This window comes from Streptomyces sp. NPDC001933, from assembly GCF_042890955.1.
Taxonomy (GTDB): domain Bacteria; phylum Actinomycetota; class Actinomycetes; order Streptomycetales; family Streptomycetaceae; genus Streptomyces.
Genome location: NZ_JBIASS010000010.1, coordinates 267,738 through 286,838, shown reverse-complemented (window position 1 = coordinate 286,838; position 19,101 = coordinate 267,738). Strand labels below are relative to the sequence as shown.

Annotated in this window: 14 protein-coding genes and 1 pseudogene; 9 read left to right on the top strand and 6 right to left on the bottom strand. The window is 70.3% G+C overall.

Translation table 11 applies throughout. The annotated features are described in order from the left end of the window. The first annotated feature begins 19 nt into the window (after positions 1 to 19). Positions 20 to 3,115, top strand: a complete 3,096-nt coding sequence (locus tag ACFYY7_RS24950) for a ThuA domain-containing protein (protein ID WP_388664737.1) — start codon at positions 20 to 22, stop codon at positions 3,113 to 3,115. Between the two features lie 68 nt (positions 3,116 to 3,183). Here ACFYY7_RS24950 and ACFYY7_RS24945 read toward each other — a convergent pair whose 3' ends face one another. Further along, positions 3,184 to 4,320, bottom strand: a complete 1,137-nt coding sequence (locus ACFYY7_RS24945) for an aminoglycoside phosphotransferase family protein (protein WP_388664620.1) — start codon at positions 4,318 to 4,320, stop codon at positions 3,184 to 3,186. A gap of 231 nt (positions 4,321 to 4,551) precedes the next feature. Between ACFYY7_RS24945 and ACFYY7_RS24940 the strand changes: the two genes are divergently transcribed. After that, the gene (locus tag ACFYY7_RS24940; protein WP_388664618.1) at positions 4,552 to 6,051 is read left to right on the top strand and encodes a hypothetical protein; all 1,500 of its coding nucleotides are present in this window, start codon (positions 4,552 to 4,554) and stop codon (positions 6,049 to 6,051) included. Positions 6,052 to 6,219: 168 nt separating this feature from the next. Here the strand turns inward: ACFYY7_RS24940 and ACFYY7_RS24935 are convergent, their stop codons facing one another. Further along, on the bottom strand, positions 6,220 to 7,698 hold the full coding sequence (locus ACFYY7_RS24935; protein ID WP_388664616.1) for a PP2C family protein-serine/threonine phosphatase: 1,479 nt from the start codon (positions 7,696 to 7,698) through the stop codon (positions 6,220 to 6,222). Positions 7,699 to 8,089: 391 nt separating this feature from the next. Here ACFYY7_RS24935 and rpmG point away from each other — a divergent pair, with 391 nt between their 5' ends. Further along, positions 8,090 to 8,254 carry a 50S ribosomal protein L33 gene (gene rpmG / locus ACFYY7_RS24930; RefSeq protein ID WP_124721937.1) on the top strand — a complete coding sequence of 55 codons (165 nt, stop codon included), beginning with the start codon at positions 8,090 to 8,092 and terminating at the stop codon, positions 8,252 to 8,254. A 192-nt stretch (positions 8,255 to 8,446) separates the two neighbouring features. Here the strand turns inward: rpmG and ACFYY7_RS24925 are convergent, their stop codons facing one another. Further along, positions 8,447 to 9,121 carry a YoaK family protein gene (locus tag ACFYY7_RS24925; protein WP_388664613.1) on the bottom strand — a complete coding sequence of 225 codons (675 nt, stop codon included), beginning with the start codon at positions 9,119 to 9,121 and terminating at the stop codon, positions 8,447 to 8,449. 167 nt (positions 9,122 to 9,288) lie between these two features. On the opposite strand from ACFYY7_RS24925, the pseudogene ACFYY7_RS24920 reads away from it, so the two are divergent. Together ACFYY7_RS24920 and ACFYY7_RS24915 are read left to right on the top strand one after the other, a co-directional pair. After that, positions 9,289 to 9,864, top strand: a pseudogene (locus tag ACFYY7_RS24920) (DUF4389 domain-containing protein). 50 nt (positions 9,865 to 9,914) lie between these two features. Beyond that, positions 9,915 to 10,430: a DinB family protein gene (locus ACFYY7_RS24915; RefSeq protein ID WP_360927774.1), complete on the top strand. Its 516-nt coding sequence runs from the start codon at positions 9,915 to 9,917 to the stop codon at positions 10,428 to 10,430. A 78-nt stretch (positions 10,431 to 10,508) separates the two neighbouring features. On the opposite strand, the gene ACFYY7_RS24910 is transcribed toward ACFYY7_RS24915, so the two are convergent. After that, positions 10,509 to 11,063: a cupin domain-containing protein gene (locus tag ACFYY7_RS24910; protein WP_388664611.1), complete on the bottom strand. Its 555-nt coding sequence runs from the start codon at positions 11,061 to 11,063 to the stop codon at positions 10,509 to 10,511. Between the two features lie 287 nt (positions 11,064 to 11,350). Here ACFYY7_RS24910 and ACFYY7_RS24905 point away from each other — a divergent pair, with 287 nt between their 5' ends. The 3 genes from ACFYY7_RS24905 to ACFYY7_RS24895 are packed head-to-tail and all read left to right on the top strand — an operon-like array spanning position 11,351 to position 13,004. After that, on the top strand, positions 11,351 to 11,866 hold the full coding sequence (locus tag ACFYY7_RS24905) for a lytic polysaccharide monooxygenase auxiliary activity family 9 protein (protein WP_388664609.1): 516 nt from the start codon (positions 11,351 to 11,353) through the stop codon (positions 11,864 to 11,866). Next, positions 11,806 to 12,684, top strand: coding sequence for an alpha-L-fucosidase (locus tag ACFYY7_RS24900; RefSeq protein ID WP_388664607.1), 879 nt, complete (start codon positions 11,806 to 11,808; stop codon positions 12,682 to 12,684). The genes ACFYY7_RS24905 and ACFYY7_RS24900 overlap by 61 nt, the downstream gene beginning before the upstream one ends. Further along, positions 12,612 to 13,004: a discoidin domain-containing protein gene (locus ACFYY7_RS24895; protein WP_388664605.1), complete on the top strand. Its 393-nt coding sequence runs from the start codon at positions 12,612 to 12,614 to the stop codon at positions 13,002 to 13,004. Before ACFYY7_RS24900 ends, ACFYY7_RS24895 begins: the two co-directional genes overlap by 73 nt. A gap of 95 nt (positions 13,005 to 13,099) precedes the next feature. Here the strand turns inward: ACFYY7_RS24895 and ACFYY7_RS24890 are convergent, their stop codons facing one another. Continuing rightward, positions 13,100 to 13,819, bottom strand: coding sequence for a hypothetical protein (locus ACFYY7_RS24890; protein WP_388664603.1), 720 nt, complete (start codon positions 13,817 to 13,819; stop codon positions 13,100 to 13,102). Between the two features lie 937 nt (positions 13,820 to 14,756). Here ACFYY7_RS24890 and ACFYY7_RS24885 point away from each other — a divergent pair. Next, entirely contained in the window at positions 14,757 to 17,309 is a 2,553-nt protein-coding gene (locus ACFYY7_RS24885; protein ID WP_388664601.1) for an ATP-dependent Clp protease ATP-binding subunit, read from the top strand. Between the two features lie 122 nt (positions 17,310 to 17,431). Here ACFYY7_RS24885 and ACFYY7_RS24880 read toward each other — a convergent pair whose 3' ends face one another. Then, complete coding sequence (locus tag ACFYY7_RS24880) at positions 17,432 to 19,075, bottom strand: NAD-dependent epimerase/dehydratase family protein (protein ID WP_388664599.1); 1,644 nt, start codon at positions 19,073 to 19,075, stop codon at positions 17,432 to 17,434. Between the last annotated feature and the right edge of the window lie 26 nt (positions 19,076 to 19,101).

The window sequence follows — 19,101 nt, the reverse complement described above, 5'->3', positions numbered from 1 at the left end:
GCGCTGTCATGTCCGTGACATGCGGCGTACGTTCATCGCGCTGGTGGGCGCACTGCTCCTCGCGCTGACCGCACTGCCCGCGTCCGCAGCCACGACCGGCAAGGCACCCGCCTTCCGCGCCCTGCTCTTCACCCGTGCCGTCGGCTATGTACACGCCTCCATCCCGGCCGGCATCCAGATGTTCAAGGAGGAGGCCGCCGCGGGCGGCTTCGAGCTCGTCGAGACCGCCGATCCCGCGGTCTTCGACACGGCGAAGCTCAAGGACTTCGACGTCGTCGTCATGCTGCAGAACTCCGGCATGGTCTGGGACACCGACGCCCAGCGCGAGGCGATGCAGGCCTACGTGCATGGCGGTGGCGGCGTCGTCGCCCTCCACAACACCCTCGACATGGGCATCGAGGAGACGTTCCCCTGGTGGGACGAGGCCATCAACGGCGGCGTCCACATGCCCGCCCACTCACCCGGTGTCCTCCAGGGCACCGCCAAGGTCGCCGACCGCGTCCACCCCTCCACCGCGGGACTCCCCGAACGCTGGGAGCGCCCCGAGGAGTGGTACAACTTCGACCGGAACCCGCGCGGTGACGTCCACGTCCTGGTCACCGCCGACGAGACCACGTACAACCCCGGCGGCTCCGCCATGGGCGCCGACCACCCGATCTCCTGGTGCCGCAACACCGAGGGCGGCCGCGTCTGGGCGACCGCCATGGGCCACGACGCCGCCTCGTACAGCGAAGCCGCCTTCCGTACCCACGTCATGGGCGGCGTCAGGTGGGCCGCCGGCAACAAGCCCGGCGACTGCGGCGGCACCGTCTGGAGCGGTTACGAGAAGGTCGCCCTGGACGACAACACCGCGGACCCGATGGAACTCGACGTCGCCAAGGACGGACGGGTCTTCTACGTCCAGCGCAGCGGCGAGATCAACATCTACGACCCGGCGACCCACGCCACCACCACCGCCGGAAAGCTCGACGTCTACACCGGGGGCGAGGACGGCCTGGTCGGCATGGAGCTCGACCCGGACTTCATGAAGAACCACTGGATCTACCTCTACTACGCCCCCGCGGGCGCCCCCGAGGACGTCAACCGGCTCTCCCGCTTCACGGTCAAGGGCAACACCCTCGACCCCGCCAGCGAGAAGAAGCTCCTCGACGTCCCCGCCTACCGCGACCGCAGCTTCCCCGAGCCCGGACACACCGGAGGCGCCGTCGAGTTCGGCCCCGGCCGCACGCTCTACCTCGGCGTCGGCGACGACACCCCGCCCAACCTCGACCCGAACTGGCAGGGATACGCCCCGCTCGACTGGCGCGAGGGCAAGCAGATGCTGGACGCCGCCCGCACCGCGGGCAACACGAACGACCTGCGCGGCAAGATCCTGCGCATCAAGCCGAGGGACTCCGGCGGCTACACCATCCCCAAGGGCAACCTCTTCGCCCCCGGCACCGCCAAGACCCGCCCCGAGATCTACGCGATGGGCTTCCGCAACCCGTTCCGCTTCACCGTCGACCCCAAGACGGGCTACGTCCACGCCTCCGACTACGGCCCGGACCGCGGACTGCCCACCACCGACCGAGGACCCGAGGGCCTCGTCGAGTACAACGTCATCAAGAAGGCCGGCAACTTCGGCTGGCCGTTCTGCCACGGCAACAACCAGGCATACGCCCCGTACAACCCCGACACCAAGGAAGTCGGCCCCAAGTTCGACTGCGCAAAGCCGGTCAACCCCTCGCCCAACAACACCGGCCTGACCCAGCTCCCGGCCATTCAGCAGCCGGAGATCTGGTACGGCTACGGCGCCTCCGAGGAATTTCCCGAGGTCGGCAGTGGCGGCTCGGCCCCGATGAGCGGCCCCGTCTACCACTACGACGGGAAGAACCCGTCCACCACGAAGTTCCCCGCCTACTTCGAGGGCGCGAGCTTCTTCTACGAGTGGTCGCGCAACTACGTCAAGGAAGTCCGTTTCGACAAGGACCAGAAGGTCCTGAAGATCAATGACTTCCTCTCCACCCAGAAGTTCAACAAGCCGATGGACATGACCTTCGGGCCGGACGGATCGCTCTACGTCCTCGAATGGGGCAGCTCGTTCGGCGGCGGCAACAACGACTCCGGGCTCTACCGCATCGACTACGCCCAGGGACAGCGCGCCCCAATGGCCAAGGCCGCCGCCTCCGCCACCGACGGCCCCGTACCGCTGAAGGTCGACTTCTCCAGCGAGGGCAGCAACGACCCGGACGGAGACGCGCTCAGTTACGCCTGGGACTTCGACGGCGACGGTACCTACGACTCCACGGAGGCGTCCCCCAGCCACACCTACACGGCCAAGGGCGACTTCGCCGCCCAGCTGAAGGTCACCGACTCCACCGGCAAGTCCGGCTACGCCAACATCCCCGTAACCGCGGGCAATACGGCACCCAAGGTGACCATCGAATTCCCGGTCAGCGGCAAACTCATCGAGTTCGGCGACAAGATCCCGTACAAGGTCACGGTCACCGACCCCGAGGACGGACCGGTCGACTGCTCCAAGGTCACCGTCAACCCGGCCCTGGGCCACGACGACCACGAGCACCCCACCACCGACATCCCCGGCTGCGAGGGCACCGTGGACACCGGTGATCTGGGCGGCCACCCCGAAGGAGCGGACCTCACCTACGTACTCAACGCCAAGTACACCGACAAGGGCGGCGACGGCGTCTCGGCCCTGACCGGGTACGGCCGCGCCGTGCTCCAGCCGAAGCACAAGCAGGCCGAGTACTACGACGGCCAGTCCGGTACCCGCGTCGTCGCTCAGGAAGGAGCCGAGAACGGCAAGAGGATCGGAGACGTCTCCGACGGCGACTGGGTCGCCTTCGACCCGATGAGCGTAGAAGGCATCGGCACGGTCAGCTACCGGCTGTCCTCACCCTATGGGGTCGGCGCGATCGAACTCCGAGCGGACTCCGCCGACGGCCCGCTGCTCGCCACCACCCCGGTCCCCAATACGGGCGGCTGGGACAACTACCAGGCGACCACGCCCGTGCCTGTCCAGGAACTGAAGGGAACTCACAAGCTGTACCTCGTCTTCACGTCCCCGCAGAACAACTCGTTCGACGTGGACGCGGTGGACTTCAAGAGCCCCTGACCGTACTTCGGCGTGCTGCGGGCCCGGTGTGTCGGCACCGGACCCGCAGCACGCACCCTCTGGCAGGGTCAGCGGGTGCCGACCGCGGCACGCACGGCCCTGCGGGCCATCGCGCAGTCGTCGTGCAGCCGGCGCAGCAACAGCCGCTGCTCCTCGCTCGACGACAGCGCACCGGGGCGCTCCTGACCGGCGCCCGAGGCCGTCGAATCCCGCATGGCCCGCTGGACGGCCGTCTCGTACGTACGGATCTCGCGGGTCAGCACCAGCATCAGGTTCACCAGGAACGCGTCCCGTGCTGCGGGTCCGTTGGCCTGCGCCAGCTGGCTGATCTGACGTCGCGCCGCCGGTGCGTCACCGAGGACTGTCCAGAGCGTCGCCAGGTCGTAGCCGGGCAGATACCAGCCCGCGTGCTCCCAGTCCACCAGCACCGGACCCGTGGGCGACAGCAGGATGTTGGAGAGCAGTGCGTCACCGTGGCAGAACTGCCCCATGCCCTGCCGGCCGCCCGCGTGCGCCAGACCGTGCAGCAGCTTCTGCAGATCGCCCAGATCCCGGTCCGTGAAGAGCCCCAGCTCGTGATAGCGCGCGATCCGCGAGGCGTAGTCGAGCGGGGCGTCGAACAGCCCCGGCGCCGGCCGCCAGGCGTTGACCCGGCTGATCGCGCCCAGTGCGGCCCGGATATCGGCACGGGGCGGAGCCTCCGAGGGATGCCGGGTCAACGCGGCCACCCGGCCGGGCATCCGCTCGATCACCAGGGTGCAGTTCTCCGGATCGGCCGCGATGAGACGCGGCACGCGCACCGGCGGACGGTGCCGGACGAACGCACGATATGCAGCTATTTCGTGACGGAACCGCTCCGACCACGCAGGGGAGTGGTCCAGTAAACACTTGGCGACCGCGGTAGCCCGGCCGGTGGAGCCGACCAGCAGCACCGAACGGCCGCTGCGGCGCAGCACCTGGACCGGGTTGAACTCGGGGCAGATCCGGTGCACCGAGGCGATCGCCATTCTCAGCTGCGCCCCCTGCGCGCCGGACAGGTCCAGCCGGCCGCTGAGCGGCGGGCCGACCATCCCGGCCGGCCGTCGCGGCCGGACCGTGCCGGGCGCCGAAGGAGCGGCGTGCGGGGAGAGGTACGGACCGCCGCCCGCCCCCAGGGGACGGAGCGGCCGGGGCGGGGCGGTCACGGAGGACGATGCTGTGTACATGGGCGAGACAGATCCCTTCGTGCGCCGACAAGTTGCGTGCACCGCCCCGGCCGGCGGCCGTTCGGCACCCTGGGGAGTACCTAGGGCTGCCGGGCGGGGTGGCGCTTTCCTACCTGACACCGGCAGGCGGGTGGCAGACCAACTGGCGGACCCTGGCGAAGCCTGGCGAATTGTCGCAAGGCCTCTGACAGGGGGTTACTGTCAACACAGCCGAGAACCTGGGGGCTTGACGTGACCGGAGAACCCAACACCCGCCTGTCCGACCTGTTCGGCCTCGCCGGCTGGTCCAAGGGCGAACTCGCGAGAATGGTGAACAGAAAAGCGGCGGCCATGGGCCACCCGCAACTGGCCACCGACACCTCGCGGGTGAGGCGCTGGATCGACATGGGGGAGTCCCCCCGCGATCCTGTGCCCAAGGTGCTGGCTGCCCTGTTCACCGAGCGACTCGGTCGTGTCGTGACCATCGAGGACCTCGGGTTCGGCCGACGCGGGCGTGTGGGGAAACGGCGGGAGGCCGGGACGCAGGACAATCCCGACGGACTGCCGTGGGCGCCCGAGCGGACGGCAGCGGTCCTCACCGAATTCACGGGAATGGACCTCATGCTCAACCGACGCGGCTTGGTGAGCGCGGGCGCCGCGCTCGCCGCAGGATCGACCATCACCGGCCCCATGCACGACTGGCTGCACTCCGACCCCGTACTGGCGGCCGACGCTCCACGGATCGAGGACCCGCTGCACGCGGAACCTGCCGGTTTCGACCGGTACGAGGCCGCGCCCATCGGGTCTGACGAGATCGAGGCGCTGGAGCGGTCCGTCGAGGTGTTCCGCGCCTGGGACGCCTCACGGGGCGGCGGACTCCAGCGCAAGGCCGTGGTGGGCCAGCTCAACGAGGTGGGCGGCATGCTCGCCTACCGCCACCCTGATCATCTCCAGCGCCGGCTCTGGGGCGTCGCGGCCAACCTCGCGGTGCTCGCGGGATGGATGTCCCACGACATCGGCCTCGAACCGACCGCCCAGAAGTACTTCATCATCGCGGCACACGCGGCGCGCGAGGGCGGCGACCGCCCCCGCGCGGGAGAGGCGCTCTCCAGGGCGGCCCGTCAGATGGTCCACCTCGGCCGTCCCGACGACGCCCTGGACCTGATGAAACTCGCCAAGTCCGGCTCCGGGGACATGGTTCTGCCCCGTACCCAGGCGATGCTGCACACCATCGAGGCCTGGGCACAGGCATCCATGGGCCGCGGCCAGGCCATGCGGCGCACCCTCGGCAAGGCCGAGGAACTCTTCACCTCGGACAAGAGCGATGTGCCGCCGCCCAGCTGGATGCAGTTGTTCGACGAGGCGGACATGCACGGCATGCAGGCCCTGGCCTTCCGCACGCTCGCCGAACACGACCCGTCGGTCGCGATCGTGGCGCAGCGCCACGCCAAACTGGCGCTGGAGCTGCGGGCCAACGGACGCCAGCGGTCCAAGATCTTCGACTACATCTCGCTCGCCTCGGCCTGCTTCATCGCTGACGATCCCGAGCAGGCCGACCGGTACGCGCGGCTCGCCCTGGTGACGATGGGGGAGACCTCCTCGCACCGCACCTGGGACCGGCTGCGCGAAATGTACCGGCTCACAGGCCAGTTCGCGGGCTACGCGAAGATCAAGGACCTGAGAGAGGAGATCAAGCTCTCCCTGCCGCAGAACTCCATCATCAAGCAGCGTAGGCGGTCGTCGGAGATCTGACCTGCGGGCGCCGCGACGAAGGGGCGCCGAGCACAGACCGTCCGACCACCGGCCTTCCTGCCACCAGCTGTCCGACCACCGCACCCGCAGGCGGGCACGCCCTACTGCGTACCGCGCCGTGTCCGGCGTTCCGCGCTTGTCCGTGCCCTGTACGTGCCGAGCCGTGCGCTACGCCCCGATGCGGGCGATCAGCACGCAGGCGTCGTCCAGGCGTTCGGTGCCGCCGAACTCCGCGACGACGGTCCGCAGGCACTCCTGTGCCGAACGGGCCTGCGTGAAGCGCGGGGCCAGAGCCAGCAGTGCGTCCGGGCCCGCACCCCGGTCGCTGTGACGGTTCAGCCCGTCGGTGTGCAGTACCAGCACGTCACCGGGCAGGAGGTGCACTTCGTCCTGCTCGTACGCGACCCCGGAGGCCGCGCCGAGCAGGACCCCGTCCGGCGCGGGCAGCGGACGCCCCACTCCGTCGCGGAACAGCAGCGGTGCGGGGTGTCCGGCCTGCGCCCAGGTGAGGGCGCCGGTGGACGGATCCAGAAGGCAGCACACCGCGCTGCCGAGAGCTGGTTGGACGGAGGACTCCAGTAGCTGATTGAGATGCCCCATCAGGGCGCCCGGCTCGATGCCGGCCACGGCCATGCCACGCAGCGCGCCCAGCAGCATCGCCATGGCCGAGGTGGCCTGGATGCCATGACCGGTCAGATCACCGACCGTGAGCACGGTCCTGCCGTCCGGCATATCCAGCGCGTCGTACCAGTCGCCGCCGATGAGCGAACTCGACTCCGACGGAAGGTAGTGCGCCGCGATGTCCAGGGCGCCGGGCCCCTGGGAGGGAAGTCGCAGTGAGCCACGCCACGGGGGGAGCACGGCCTCCTGGAGCTCGACCGCCAGGCGGTGCTCGGCCTGTGCCCGGTGTTCCCGGCTGCGCAGCGATTCGTGGCTCCGGCGCACCGCCTGCTGGCTGCGCCGCAGCTCGCTGACGTCGCGCAGTACCGCCCACATGGAGGCGGTGCACCCGTTCGAATCGAGGACGGGCTCTCCCATCATGTGGAGAGTGCGCACCCGGCCGTCGGTCCGCGTGATACGGAACTCGCCGTCTATCGGCTTGCCGTCCACCAGGCAGTCGGTCACCAGGGCGGTGAGCAGGGGCTGGTCCTCGGGAAGGAGTGCGGACGGGAGCTCGTCCAGCGAGAGCGGTCCGGCGGCGGGGGACCTGCCGAAGATCTGGAACAGCTCCTCGGACCAGCTGACGTCGTCGGTGAGCAGATTCCACTCCGCGCTGCCCACCCGGCCGATCAGCGATCCCGGCTTCGGGTTGTCGTAAGGCTCCTGCGCGCTTCTCTCAGCCGCGTCCTGCGGGTCCTGCGCCGTCGGCGGGGCCGAGGTCTCCGCGAGGTGCCGCGCGGTCCCGGGCGGCAGGCCCTCCTTGAGCTGACCCAGGTGGGTGCCGAGGTCGTCGAGATGGTGGACCGCCAGATCGCAGAGCGCCCGCTGCCAGCGCAGCTGCGGGTCCTCCTCGTCGATCAGCACCGTGTCCCGCCGCACGGCATCCACATCGCCACGGAGCCGAAGGGTCCGGTTGATCAGCGCATCGACGGTATCGCGCTCGGGTGGCTGTGGGGCGGGGCGGTCCGCGGACAGATGGGACGGCATCTCGTACTCCGATACAGGCGCGGCACGACCAGGTCTGAAGGTGGACCGAAGACGACTGTTGCACAGCCTGCGGGAGCCCGTAAGGGATTTGGCAACACTCGAGACGTTCTTGCTTCCGGCATATGTCACGGGCTGCGCGTGGCGCCGATCCGTCGAACGTCTTTGCCATCGACGGACGTTGGCGCAAGTCATCCGGTGTGTGAGGGCGGTTGTGCGCCCGAGTGCGCCGGTCCGCCGCCGTGCGTCCGGCCCGATCGGGGGCATATGCGGGGCGCCGCCGGCCGTGCGGCGGGAATGCGGCGGCGGCTCACCATGTTAAGTGACCAGAACGAAAACGACACCCATTCTCACCAAAGGGGGATGGGGTCGGCTCGGAAGTCTGGAGGTGCCCATGGCCCGCAGTGAGACCCGTCCCGTCGTCACTCTCCGGTCGACGGCCGGAACGGGGCAGAGCTACGTGACCCGCAAGAGCCGTCGGAACAACCCCGACCGGCTGGTGCTGCGCAAGTTCGACCCCGTGGTGGGACAGCACGTGCTCTTCCGTGAGGAACGCTGAGCGCGGATCTGTCGGGAAGTCGCATTCCGTGCCGTGGATCACAGTGCGGGGTGCGCGTTTCCGGGAACGGGATGCGGTGGTTTATCGTTCACCTATATGTGGATGTCGCGCACCGCGCCCACCTCTGAGCCGCCCCGGCTGGATTCCCCCGATCCGGCCGGGGCTTTCCTCTTCCCTGGGCGTCGTCGCAGGTCAGCGCCTGGACGCCGCTCCGCGAACCCGCTCGATGAGCAGTGCGCCCGCCGCCGGCACCACCGCCACCGCCGCTGCCGCGCCAGGCCATAGGCGTACGGTCAGCGCGGTCACGGCGGCGCCCGCCACGACCGCCGCCAACCGGCCGGCCACCCAGCGGTCCCCCTGCTCCCAGGACCGCAGGGCCGCGCGGCCGACGAGGGCGGTGAGCGTGCCGGTGAAGTAGTTGGTGGGTGTCGCGCGGATCCGGCCCTGGATGCCCATGGCCACGGCGATGAGCACCAGCAGCCCCAGCCGGTCCCCGTCCGAAGTGATCAGCCCCAGCGCCCACAGCACGGCCCCCGCCGCCAGCAGGGCCACCTCCACCAGCAGCATCACCGGCAGTGACCACCGCGACCGATCGCTCATCCACGCACCGCAGCAGACGCCGACGGCGTAGGCGACCAGCGCGGTGACCACCCGCAGCGCCACCCCTTGCTCTCCGCCACCGGCGGCAGAGGCGCCCAGCAGCACCAGATTCCCGGTCATCACCCCGGCGAAGACCTGGCCGACGCAGATGAAGACGAACGCGTCGGCCGCCCCGGAAGCGGCCGACAGAAGCAGCAGGGCCCATTCGCCCCAGGGACCGGGCCCGGCGTGGCGTGTAGGGGTAGAGGGGCGCGTGGGAGTGGACACGCCTGCATTCTCGGTTCGGGCCCGGATCGCCGCCATGGGTGAGCCCGGCGGTCCGCGCGCCGTGAGCGGCACGCGGCACCCGTTCGGTTCGTGGCCGATTGCGGTGCATCCCCGCCCGGCCCAGCGTTGGGGGGCGGCGTACGGATCACCCGCCGACGAGGAGCGACATGGCCGACGCCCGGTGGAGTCCGGGCCCGAGGGCATGGACCGCCGCCGAGTGGCTGCCCGCGCTGGACGTCATCGAGCCGCCCCGACAGCGCCGGCTCACCGTGCTGGTACGGCTGCTTCTCCTGATCCCGCACTTCATCGTGCTGTTCCTCCTGCACATCGCGGCCGTGCTGACCGTCATCGTGGGGTGGTTCGCCGCACTGTTGATTCCGGTAGCCGTCGTGCAGAGCCTCGCCATGTCCGGCTGGTGAGTGGTCTCGATCGTCTGGTGGCTGATCACCCTGATCCTGGGACGCATGCCGCGCCCCCTCTTCGAGGCCACGGCCGCCGTGCTCCGCTACGAGATGCGCTTCGGCGCCTACGCCATGATGCTCACCCTGGCCTGCCCCAAGGGCTTCTTCGGCGACGACGACCTCTCCGTACCGCAGCGGCAGACACGTTCCGCCACACGGCCCCTCGTCATGAGCGATGCGGGCAAGGGGCTGCTCGTCCTGTTCCTGGTGCTCGGGGTGGCCACCGCCATCACCACGTCCACCACGACCACTTGGCCGAACGAGCCCACCGGCAGCATGTGAAAGCCCCTGAACCCTGTCCGGTGCCGCCGCGGACGAGGCATGATCACGTCATGACATGGACAGCACCTGAGGTTGTGCGCACATCCGGTTCACTCGTGGCCGAGGAGCGCGAGATGCTCACCGGCTATCTCGCGTGGTTCCGCAGCTGTCTGCTGCACAAGTGCGCGGGCCTGACCGGGGAGCAACTCGCCGAACAGACCGTGGAGCCGTCGAACCTCACCCTTCTCGGACTGATCCGCCACATGGCGAAGGTCGAACGTGTCTGGTTCCGGGAGCGGTTCGCCGGTCAGTCGTTCGACCCCATGTACGACCCGGAGAAGGGCAAGGACGCGGACTTCGAGGACCTGGACCCGTCCCGTGCGGCCGAGGACTACGCCCGTCTCGTCGAGGAGTGCCGGCTCGCGGACGAGATCGTCGCCAAGGCCTCGCTGGACGACACCTTCGTCCATGGCGGCGAGGAGTACTCGCTCCGGCTGATCCACCTGCACATGATCGGTGAGTACGCGCGCCACACCGGCCACGCGGACCTGGTGCGCGAGCGCGTCGACGGTGCGACGGGCTGGTGACGCCGCGCTGAGCGTGGCCCGGCGCGGCCGCGTGTGCGCGGAGGACGTACGCGGCCGCGCCGGACTCCCACCGGCTCGTCATCCGGCGTCGGGCTCGTCCCCCAGCACGTACAGCTCCGGGAGATTGACGACGATCGCCTCCTGGGTGCTGCGGGCGATCACCACGACCGCCTCCTCGTCGGCGCTGGGATTCTCCTCGCGGTGCGGCACGAACGGCGGTACGAAGATGTAGTCACCGGGGGAGGTGCGGATCCGGACCTCCTCGGCCGTGCCGCTCGAATCGTCGAGGAACACGAACTCCGGGTGTCCCTTGACCACATGGATCGCCGTCTCGGAGTCGCCGTGGTGATGGTTGGACGAGGCGGTTCGCGCAGCCACGTGGGTCTGGCCCATCCAGATGCGCCGCGACCCGACCCTGTTGCCGCTGATCGCGGCGAACCGGCGCATGCCGCCCGTCTGTGCGGTGTCGCCGTCGAGTGCGTCGGCACGGATGTGGTGGAGCCGGGCGTGCAGCGGGAGTCCGTGGCCGGCCGCGCCGTCACCGCTGTCGTCATGGCCGGGCAGGTCGGGGTGGAAGGCATCGCGGCCGGCGGAACCGGACGGGCCGGGCGGGGGAGTGGCATGGGAGGGCATGGCATTCCTGCTCGTCGGGGGCGGGCACGGACCGTGCCGCACCACGAGGCTATGCCGTGGACCGGACCGGCGGCGAGGCACAGGCATCCTGACGTGAACGCGTCGATGGATATGGTCTGGGCCAAGTGCAGTGCCCTGTCGGACGTCGCGAGTCCCGGGCGTACGCGGCAGCGGTTCCTGCCGTGCCCTTCGCACCTCTTGGCCCCCCACCCCGGAGAGGCCGGTCTGCCACCACCGGGCCCCCATGACCCGCTCGTGTGCGGCGCCGCCTCACGTGAAGGAGAAGCATGCACGCGAAAAGGAAGACAGCCGCAGTCATCGGTGCCTTACTCGCCCCCGTACTGGTCCTGAGCCTTCCGGTCGGCTCCGCCAGTGCCCACGGATACATCTCGTCGCCCCCGAGCCGTCAGGCCCAGTGCGCCGCCGGGACCGTGAGCTGCGGGGACATCAAGTACGAGCCACAGAGCGTGGAAGGCCCCAAGGGGCTGACCAGTTGCAGCGGCGGCAACAGCCGGTTCGTCGAACTCGACAACGACTCCAAGGGATGGCAGGTCACCCCGGTCGGCCGGAGCACGTCCTTCCAGTGGGTCCTGACCGCCCGGCACGCCACGAGCACCTGGCAGTACTTCGCCGGTGGCCGGAAGATCGCCGAGTTCAACGACAACGGAGCGCAGCCCGGCGCCACCGTCACCCACCAGGTCGACTTCGGCGGCCTGACGGGCAGGCAGAAGGTGCTCGCGGTGTGGAACATCGCCGACACCGCCAACGCCTTCTACGCCTGTATCGACGTGAACGTCGGCTGACCGACGAGCCCGGCCGGGGGGGGGGGGGGGGGGGCCCCCCCCCCCGGGGGGGGGGGGGGGGGGCGCCCCCCCCGGGGGGGGGGGGGCGGGGCCCCACCGCGAAGGGTGTACGTCAGGCGGGAGAGTCCGTCCCGACACTCGTCGACGGCGACGACCGCACCCCGGCCACCACGTACACGTACCGGGCCGACGACTACAACGCGTACTTCATGAACCAGCTGTACGAGCTGCTCACCCAGTACGGCCAGATCGACGAGGTCTGGCTCGACGGCGCCGATCCGTGGGCCGGGCAGTACGACCAGCCCTACCAGACCACGGACTGGTACGACCCGATCGGGAAGATCGCCCCGCACGCCAACGCCGCGATCAACGGCCCCGGCATCCGCTGGGTCGGCACCGAGACCGCCTCGGGGCGCGACGACGACTGGAGCGTGATCCCGTTCAAGGGCGACCCCGCGTCCCGCAATCGTGACGACGACATGGTGGTCGCGCCGGAGGGCGACGATCTCGCCCCCCGGAACGTCCTCACCGCCCACCACCCGGACTACCTCGCCCGGTACCCGGCGGAGTCCGACGTCTCCATCCGGCCCGGCTGGTTCTGGCACGCCTCCCAGGACAGCCGGGTGAAGACGCCCGCAAAGCTGCTCGACCTCTACCGCACATCGGTCGGCCGCAACTCCGTACTGCTGCTGAACGTGCCGCCCACCGGGACGGCCGGATCAGCGATCCGGACACCGCCGCGCCGGTGTCCTTCGGACAGACCGTACGCGCCACGTACGGCACCAACCCGCTGGTCCCCTCCGGAGGCTCCCCGCTGACGGACGAACAGCTGACCTCCGCGTGGAGCCCGGCGGGTGACGCGCACTCGGGGGAGGTGGCCGTGGAGTCCCCGCAGCCGGTCGCGTTCGACCGCGTCGTGCTCCAGGAGGACATCACCCGCGGGCAACGTGTCGAGTCCTTCGCCGTGGACGCCTGGGACGGCGCCGCGTGGAAGACTGTCGTGCAGGCGGGCACCATCGGGTACAAGCGCATCGAGTACCTGAGCGCGCCCGTCACCACGTCCGAGGTCCGGCTGCATGTCCTCGGCGCCCGCGCCGACCCGCATGTGGCGAAGCCGGGTCTGTACAAGGCGTCCTGACCCGGACGCTTCCGGCCGGACACCCGGCGCGGGGCGGAACGGACGATCCCCGATCCGCCCTGTGCCGGCACGGCGGGGGAGCGCAGGACCCGCGGCTATGTCGTGCGGTCCTCCCGGCCTTGGACGCGCCGGGCATGCGGCACGCAGCAGTGAGCCGACGGCGGGGCCGCGGGAGCGCTGTGGGTGATGTGCTCGGTCCTCGTCCGGTGTTCCGGACCGTCATCCAGCGGATGCACGTCGGTCCAGTAGATGCTGAGCATCGTGCGGAGCGTCGTCGGTTCCTGCCCGGGGCCCGTGGGCACGGTCAGCCGGTCCAGATGCCGCCACAGCTCGTGGTCCGCCGGCTCGGCGCCGCCGCCGTCGCGGGCGTGGACCGCCTGATGGCGCTGCACGGCAACAGCCAGTTCACGGAGCGTCTCCCGGCTCTGCTGACCGGAGCTCAGGCTCTGCGCGCGGTTCACGTTCCGCTGCTCCTGGCCCAGCTCGGAGATGGCTCGCTGGACACGCTGGTGAAAGTTCGCGGTGCGGCGCCGCAGCGATTCGAATTCGGCCCGGGTGGCGAACCATTCCCGCTTGCCGGCCTCACCCCGCGCGAAGCACTCGACGCGGAACTCCTCGCGCTCGGTCTTCCGGCGGCGCAGAACGCTCGCGGTGCGCTCGTGGACATGCGTGAGGATCTTCCGGGCACGCGGCAGATTGTCGGGGTGAGTGATCGCCGCCCATGTTCTGGCGTCTCGGGTGGGCGGGTGAATGTTCGAGGTGAGAATCTGCTCGAACTCTTTGTCGGCGAGCTGCGCGAGGTCCTGGGCGTCCACTACTGGCCTCCAAGCCGGTGTTGGGCGGTATGCGTTCAGCGTGGCGTATGGCACCGACAAGAACGTAGAAATCCGGAAATAGAACGTGCCAGGTCCGAGGGGTGCGGGGGCGGCATCGATGACGGTGTGTCAGCCGGGGCTCGTCGGCCCGCTCCGTACCGCAGTGGTCAACAGGCACGGCCCACAGGAGACCGCCGCGTCGGCGAACACGCCTCGGATACGACGCGACCGCCGGGTGCGGATTCGTGAACACGGCCCCTCCGGCACGGAGTAAGGCCACCCTCTGCATGTCCGAAACTGGACGCCGCGAGTCAACGTGCCCGGGTGGCTGTCGGTCCTCCGTGGCTTGCTGCCGGTAATGGCCGACCCAGGACGCGCGTTCACGGAGGCCGAGATCATCGAGCGGTTCGTGGGCCCGTCCGGCGAGGTCTGCACGGCAGCCGTGGAGCAACGGCTCGGGCGGCGGCTGGAGGGGCCGGGCACCGCCGTCTTCGACGACTTGCGCGAACTGCCCAGGATCACGTGGCCGGGGTCGCCCGTGAGATCCTCCGCCTTTTCCTTGTTGCTCATGGCGCAAGTCTTGGCGGGGGGCCGGGCGGTCGGCGAGGAGACCTGCCGGGACCGCCGCCCGCGCGGTGCGGCACCGTCGGTCCGGTCATCACCCGAACGGCGGATGCCCGGCCGGTCCGCCACCGGGCCGGGAAGTCCGTGACGGCATGCCGCGCGACGGTGGCGGGCGATACGTGATCGTCCGCGCCGTTGCGGGGCGGAGTGGGCGTTGGTCTAGTGAAATCACCTGCCCGATGGGGGCCACGAGGCGACCGCGATGATCCGTGACCCCCGGGCGACACACGTCCGCGTCCGGCGCAGGGCGATCCCGGCAGGCATACCCACCCGATCGTGCTCTCCCCTCACCCGCACTCACTGGACGGTGACCATGACCATGTCCTCCTTCGGCTCCTTCGGCGGCCCGGACCCGTTCAACGAACTGCTCAACCGGTTCTTCGGGATGTCCCCGGCGTCCTCACCGCCACAGGTGCAGCGGGTTCCCATCGGGCGGCTGCTGACCGAATCGGCGCGCGAGCTCATAGGCCGGGCGACCACACGCGCGACCGAGGACGGCAGCCGGGACCTGGACACCGAGCATCTGCTGTGGGCGGCCACCCAGGTGGACCCGGCACGCACCCTGCTCGAACAGGCCGGGGCCGACCCCGACGAGCTGGCCAAACGGATCGCGGAAGTCCTGCCGGGGGAGAGCGCAACGCCGTCCGCCGAGCCGAGCCTGACGCCCTCCGCCAAGCGCGTACTGCTTCAGGCCTACGAGCGCTCGCAGGCGGCCGGCGTCTCCTACATCGGACCCGAGCACATCCTCGGCGCGCTGCTGGACACACAGGAGTCCGGCGCGGCCAGAATGCTCGGTGCCTACGGCACGGACACCGGCAGGCTGCGGCGCGAGGCGGAGAACGCGGCACGGGCCGAGGGCACCCCGGCGGGTGGAACCAGCGACACCCCCACACTCGACCAGTACGGACGGGACCTGACCGAAGAGGCGAAGGCCGGGAAACTCGACCCCGTGGTCGGCCGGGCCGAGGAGATCGAGCAGACCGTGGAGGTCCTCTCCCGGCGCTCCAAGAACAACCCCGTGCTGATCGGCGAGCCCGGCGTCGGCAAGACCGCGATCGTGGAGGGAATCGCCCAGCGCATCGTGGCCGGGGACGTCCCCCGCACCCTCAAGGACAAGCGGGTGATCGCCCTGGACCTCTCCGGCCTGGTGGCGGGCTCCCAGTACCGCGGCCAGTTCGAGGAACGGCTCAAGAACGTCATCGAGGAGGTCAGCGCCGCCGCGGACTCGACGATCCTGTTCATCGACGAGCTGCACACCGTGGTCGGCGCCGGGGCGTCCGGCGAGGGCGCGATGGACGCGGGCAACATGCTCAAACCCGCTCTGGCCCGCGGTGAGCTGCACGTCGTCGGCGCGACGACCATCGACGAGTACCGCAAGCACATCGAGAAGGACGCCGCCCTGGAGCGCCGCTTCCAGCCCGTCATGGTGCCCGAGCCGACGGTCGAGGAGACCATTCAGATCCTGGAGGGCCTGCGGGACTCCTACGAGGCCCACCACCAGGTCCGCTTCGCCGACGAAGCCCTGGTGGCGGCGGCCGAGCTGTCCGACCGCTACATCAGTGATCGCTTCCTGCCGGACAAGGCCATCGACCTCATGGACCAGGCGGGCGCCAGGGTACGGCTGCGCTCGCTCGGCCGGTCCACCGAAGTCGTCTCCCGCGAGGACCGGCTCGCCAAGCTGAAACGGGAGAAGGACGAGGCGGTCGCGTCCGAGGACTTCGAGAAGGCCTCCGGGCTGAAGACGCAGATCGCGGAGACCGAGGCCGAACTCGCTGGCATCGAGGAACGCCGTGAGGGCGTCATGGACGTCACCACCGCGGACATCGCCGATGTCGTCTCCCGCCGCACCGGCATCCCGGTCGCGCAGCTCACCGCCAGCGAGAAGGAGAAGCTCCTCAAGCTGGAGGACGCACTGCACTCCCGGGTGGTCGGCCAGGACGAGGCGGTCACCGCGATCGCCCAGGCGGTGCGCCGCAACCGGGCCGGAATGGGCGACCCCGACCGCCCCGTCGGCTCCTTTCTCTTCCTCGGCCCCACCGGTGTGGGCAAGACCGAACTCGCCAAGGCACTGGCCGAGTTGCTCTTCGGTGACGAGCACCGCATGGTCCGCTTCGACATGAGCGAGTTCCAGGAGAAGCACACCGTCTCGCGGCTCGTCGGCGCACCGCCCGGATACGTGGGCCACGAGGAGGCCGGCCAGCTGACCGAGAAGGTACGCCGCCAGCCCTACAGCGTGCTCCTGTTCGACGAGGTGGAGAAGGCCCACCCGGACGTCTTCAACACGCTGCTGCAAGTCCTCGACGACGGACGCCTGACCGACGCGCAGGGACGGACTGTGGACTTCCGCCACACCGTCGTCATCATGACGTCCAACATCGGGGCCCAGCGCATCCTCGCCCACAAGGGCGATGTCTCCGAGATCCGCGACGACCTCATGGGCGACCTGCGGGGCCACTTCCCGCCGGAGTTCCTCAACCGTGTCGACGAGACGATCATCTTCCACGGCCTCGACAAGGACGACCTCGGCCTCATCGTCGACCTGATGCTGGACGGCAGCAAACGCCGCGTACGGGCCCAGGGAATGGAGCTGGAGATCACCGAGGCCGCGAAGAAGCTCCTCGTCGCACACGGCCACCAGCCGGAGTTCGGTGCCCGCCCGCTGCGCCGCACGATCCAGACCGAACTCGACAACCGCATCGCCTCCCTGCTGCTCAGCGACGAGGCGGAGCCGGGCGACACCGTCGTCGCCGACGTGAAGGACAACGCGCTGGTCTGCTCGATCCGCCGACCGGAGCCAGGGGCAGAGGCCGGGGCCGATGCCGAGTCGGGCGCCGGGTCCGGGACCGAGGCCGCCGCGGCCGAGTAGGCCCCGCCACCGATCCCACGGCATGGCCTGCCTTCCGGCCCGGCAGTGACCACAGGGCCTGGCGCGCGGTCCCAGGAACTGCGCGTCAAGCCCTGCCAGGGATCCGGCGGCGTCTCGCCGGATCAGTCCTCGGTGTGCAGGACGCCCTCATAGGCGAGCCACTGGGCGAAGGCGTGCAGACCGCGTGCCAGACCCGTCGCGGGCGTCCAGCCGGGCGGTCGCACCGCGTCCACCGGGGCAGGCCGACCGTTCCCGGACCCGGCGACGGCCCCGGCAACGGACCTGGCCCCGGCCCCGGTCCGCACCGGCACGGGCCGTACGGCCTCGTGCACGGCCTGCGCCAACTCGGCAGCCGTGCACGGCTTCTCGGGCGCGACCGTGAGGACGTGCCGTTCCGGCCGGGTCCGGAGTACGGCCTCGATCGCGTCGGCGAGATCGTCCACGTACACCGGATGCACCTCGGCGTCCGGGTCACCCTCGACCACGACGGGACGACTCCGCAGCGCCTCCCACACCATGCGGCCGACACGGCTGTCGCGCGAGCAGCCGGGACCGTACACCTCACCCACGCCCAGGCGGTACGGGACGGGGTCGCCCTGCGGACGGACCGTCACCTCCGGTTCGGCGCCGTGGAGCCGCGTGAGGTCGACGACGGCGGCGGACCGCTCCTCCCGGTCGGCCAGCCTGCGCACGAGGTGTTCGCCGAGCGGCGTCGCCGCCCCGCGCCACACCAGGCCGCCCTGCCGCCGGGACCGCGGCCGGTGCCCGGCGGCAGCCTCGCGCCCGGCCTGGAGCGCCAGCCGCGCCACCTCGGCCAGGGGTTCGCGGCGCCGCGCGATGTGCTCCTCCGTACTGGCGTTGCTGATGCCGCCCGGACCGATCGTCGCCACCGCCTCCGCGTACGTCCGAGACGCCTCGGGCGGCACCGCGAATCCGGCGCGGGCCGCCTCGAACCCCATCGCGAGTGCCGTCAGCCAGGTCCCTCGTATATCCGCCTCGGCAGCGCCGCCGCCGGGCGGACGGAGCAGCGCGGGCGAGAGACCGGCGCCGCTCAGGTACTGCTCCGCTTCCAGGTGCAGCCACCGTTCCGGGCCGGGGCCCGCGACCCGTACCGCGCACTTCGCGACGCCGTACTTGAAGAACGGGATCACCGTCAGGCCGGTCAGGGTCCGGCCCTCGTCCCCGACCCCGTCCTCCGGCAGGAAACAGACCGAGCGGCGCGGTCCGCGGAACGCGTTCCCGGAGATCGAGCCGCGGTCCTCGTGCTCGGCGAGGTTCGGCACGGCGACATGGCGCGGTACACCGTTGGCACACAGATAGCGGTACATCAGGATGTCGTCGGGCCAGCCGCCGAGCCGCTGCCTCCCGTACGCGACGAAACCCTCGGCGACCCTGCGCGGCAGAACGATCGCCACGCAGGGGAAGTACTCGTTGACGGCACCGACCCAGCGGGCACCCGCCATCGCCCCGAACCGCACGGCCGCCCCGTTGCGGGAGTCCCAGAGAGCGAACAGGGCGAGCGCCGAGTCGGGCAACTCCTCGATCGCGCACCGCACCCGGTCGAAGAAGGAATCGGACAACACCATGTCGTCCTGGATCACCAGTTGATGCGTGGCTCCGTCCTCGATCGCCGACCACGCGGCCAGCGCGGTGCGCAGCACCGACGGAGTCCCGGTGGGGTCGGGGTCCATGACGACCCGCAGAAGACCGGACGGCGCGCTCAACGCCAGCTTCTCGGCCGCCGCGCGCCGCTTGGGATGGGTCATGACCACTGCACTGAGCCGTTGACGCG

Coding starts and splice junctions, on each gene's coding strand:
- ACFYY7_RS24950 (WP_388664737.1), top strand. CDS start 20: ATGCGGCGTACGTTCATCGCGCTGGTGGGCGCACTGCTCCTCGCGCTG.
- ACFYY7_RS24945 (WP_388664620.1), bottom strand. CDS start 4,320: ATGTACACAGCATCGTCCTCCGTGACCGCCCCGCCCCGGCCGCTCCGT.
- ACFYY7_RS24935 (WP_388664616.1), bottom strand. CDS start 7,698: ATGCCGTCCCATCTGTCCGCGGACCGCCCCGCCCCACAGCCACCCGAG.
- rpmG (WP_124721937.1), top strand. CDS start 8,090: ATGGCCCGCAGTGAGACCCGTCCCGTCGTCACTCTCCGGTCGACGGCC.
- ACFYY7_RS24915 (WP_360927774.1), top strand. CDS start 9,915: ATGACATGGACAGCACCTGAGGTTGTGCGCACATCCGGTTCACTCGTG.
- ACFYY7_RS24910 (WP_388664611.1), bottom strand. CDS start 11,063: ATGCCCTCCCATGCCACTCCCCCGCCCGGCCCGTCCGGTTCCGCCGGC.
- ACFYY7_RS24905 (WP_388664609.1), top strand. CDS start 11,351: ATGCACGCGAAAAGGAAGACAGCCGCAGTCATCGGTGCCTTACTCGCC.
- ACFYY7_RS24885 (WP_388664601.1), top strand. CDS start 14,757: ATGACCATGTCCTCCTTCGGCTCCTTCGGCGGCCCGGACCCGTTCAAC.
- ACFYY7_RS24880 (WP_388664599.1), bottom strand. CDS start 19,075: ATGACCCATCCCAAGCGGCGCGCGGCGGCCGAGAAGCTGGCGTTGAGC.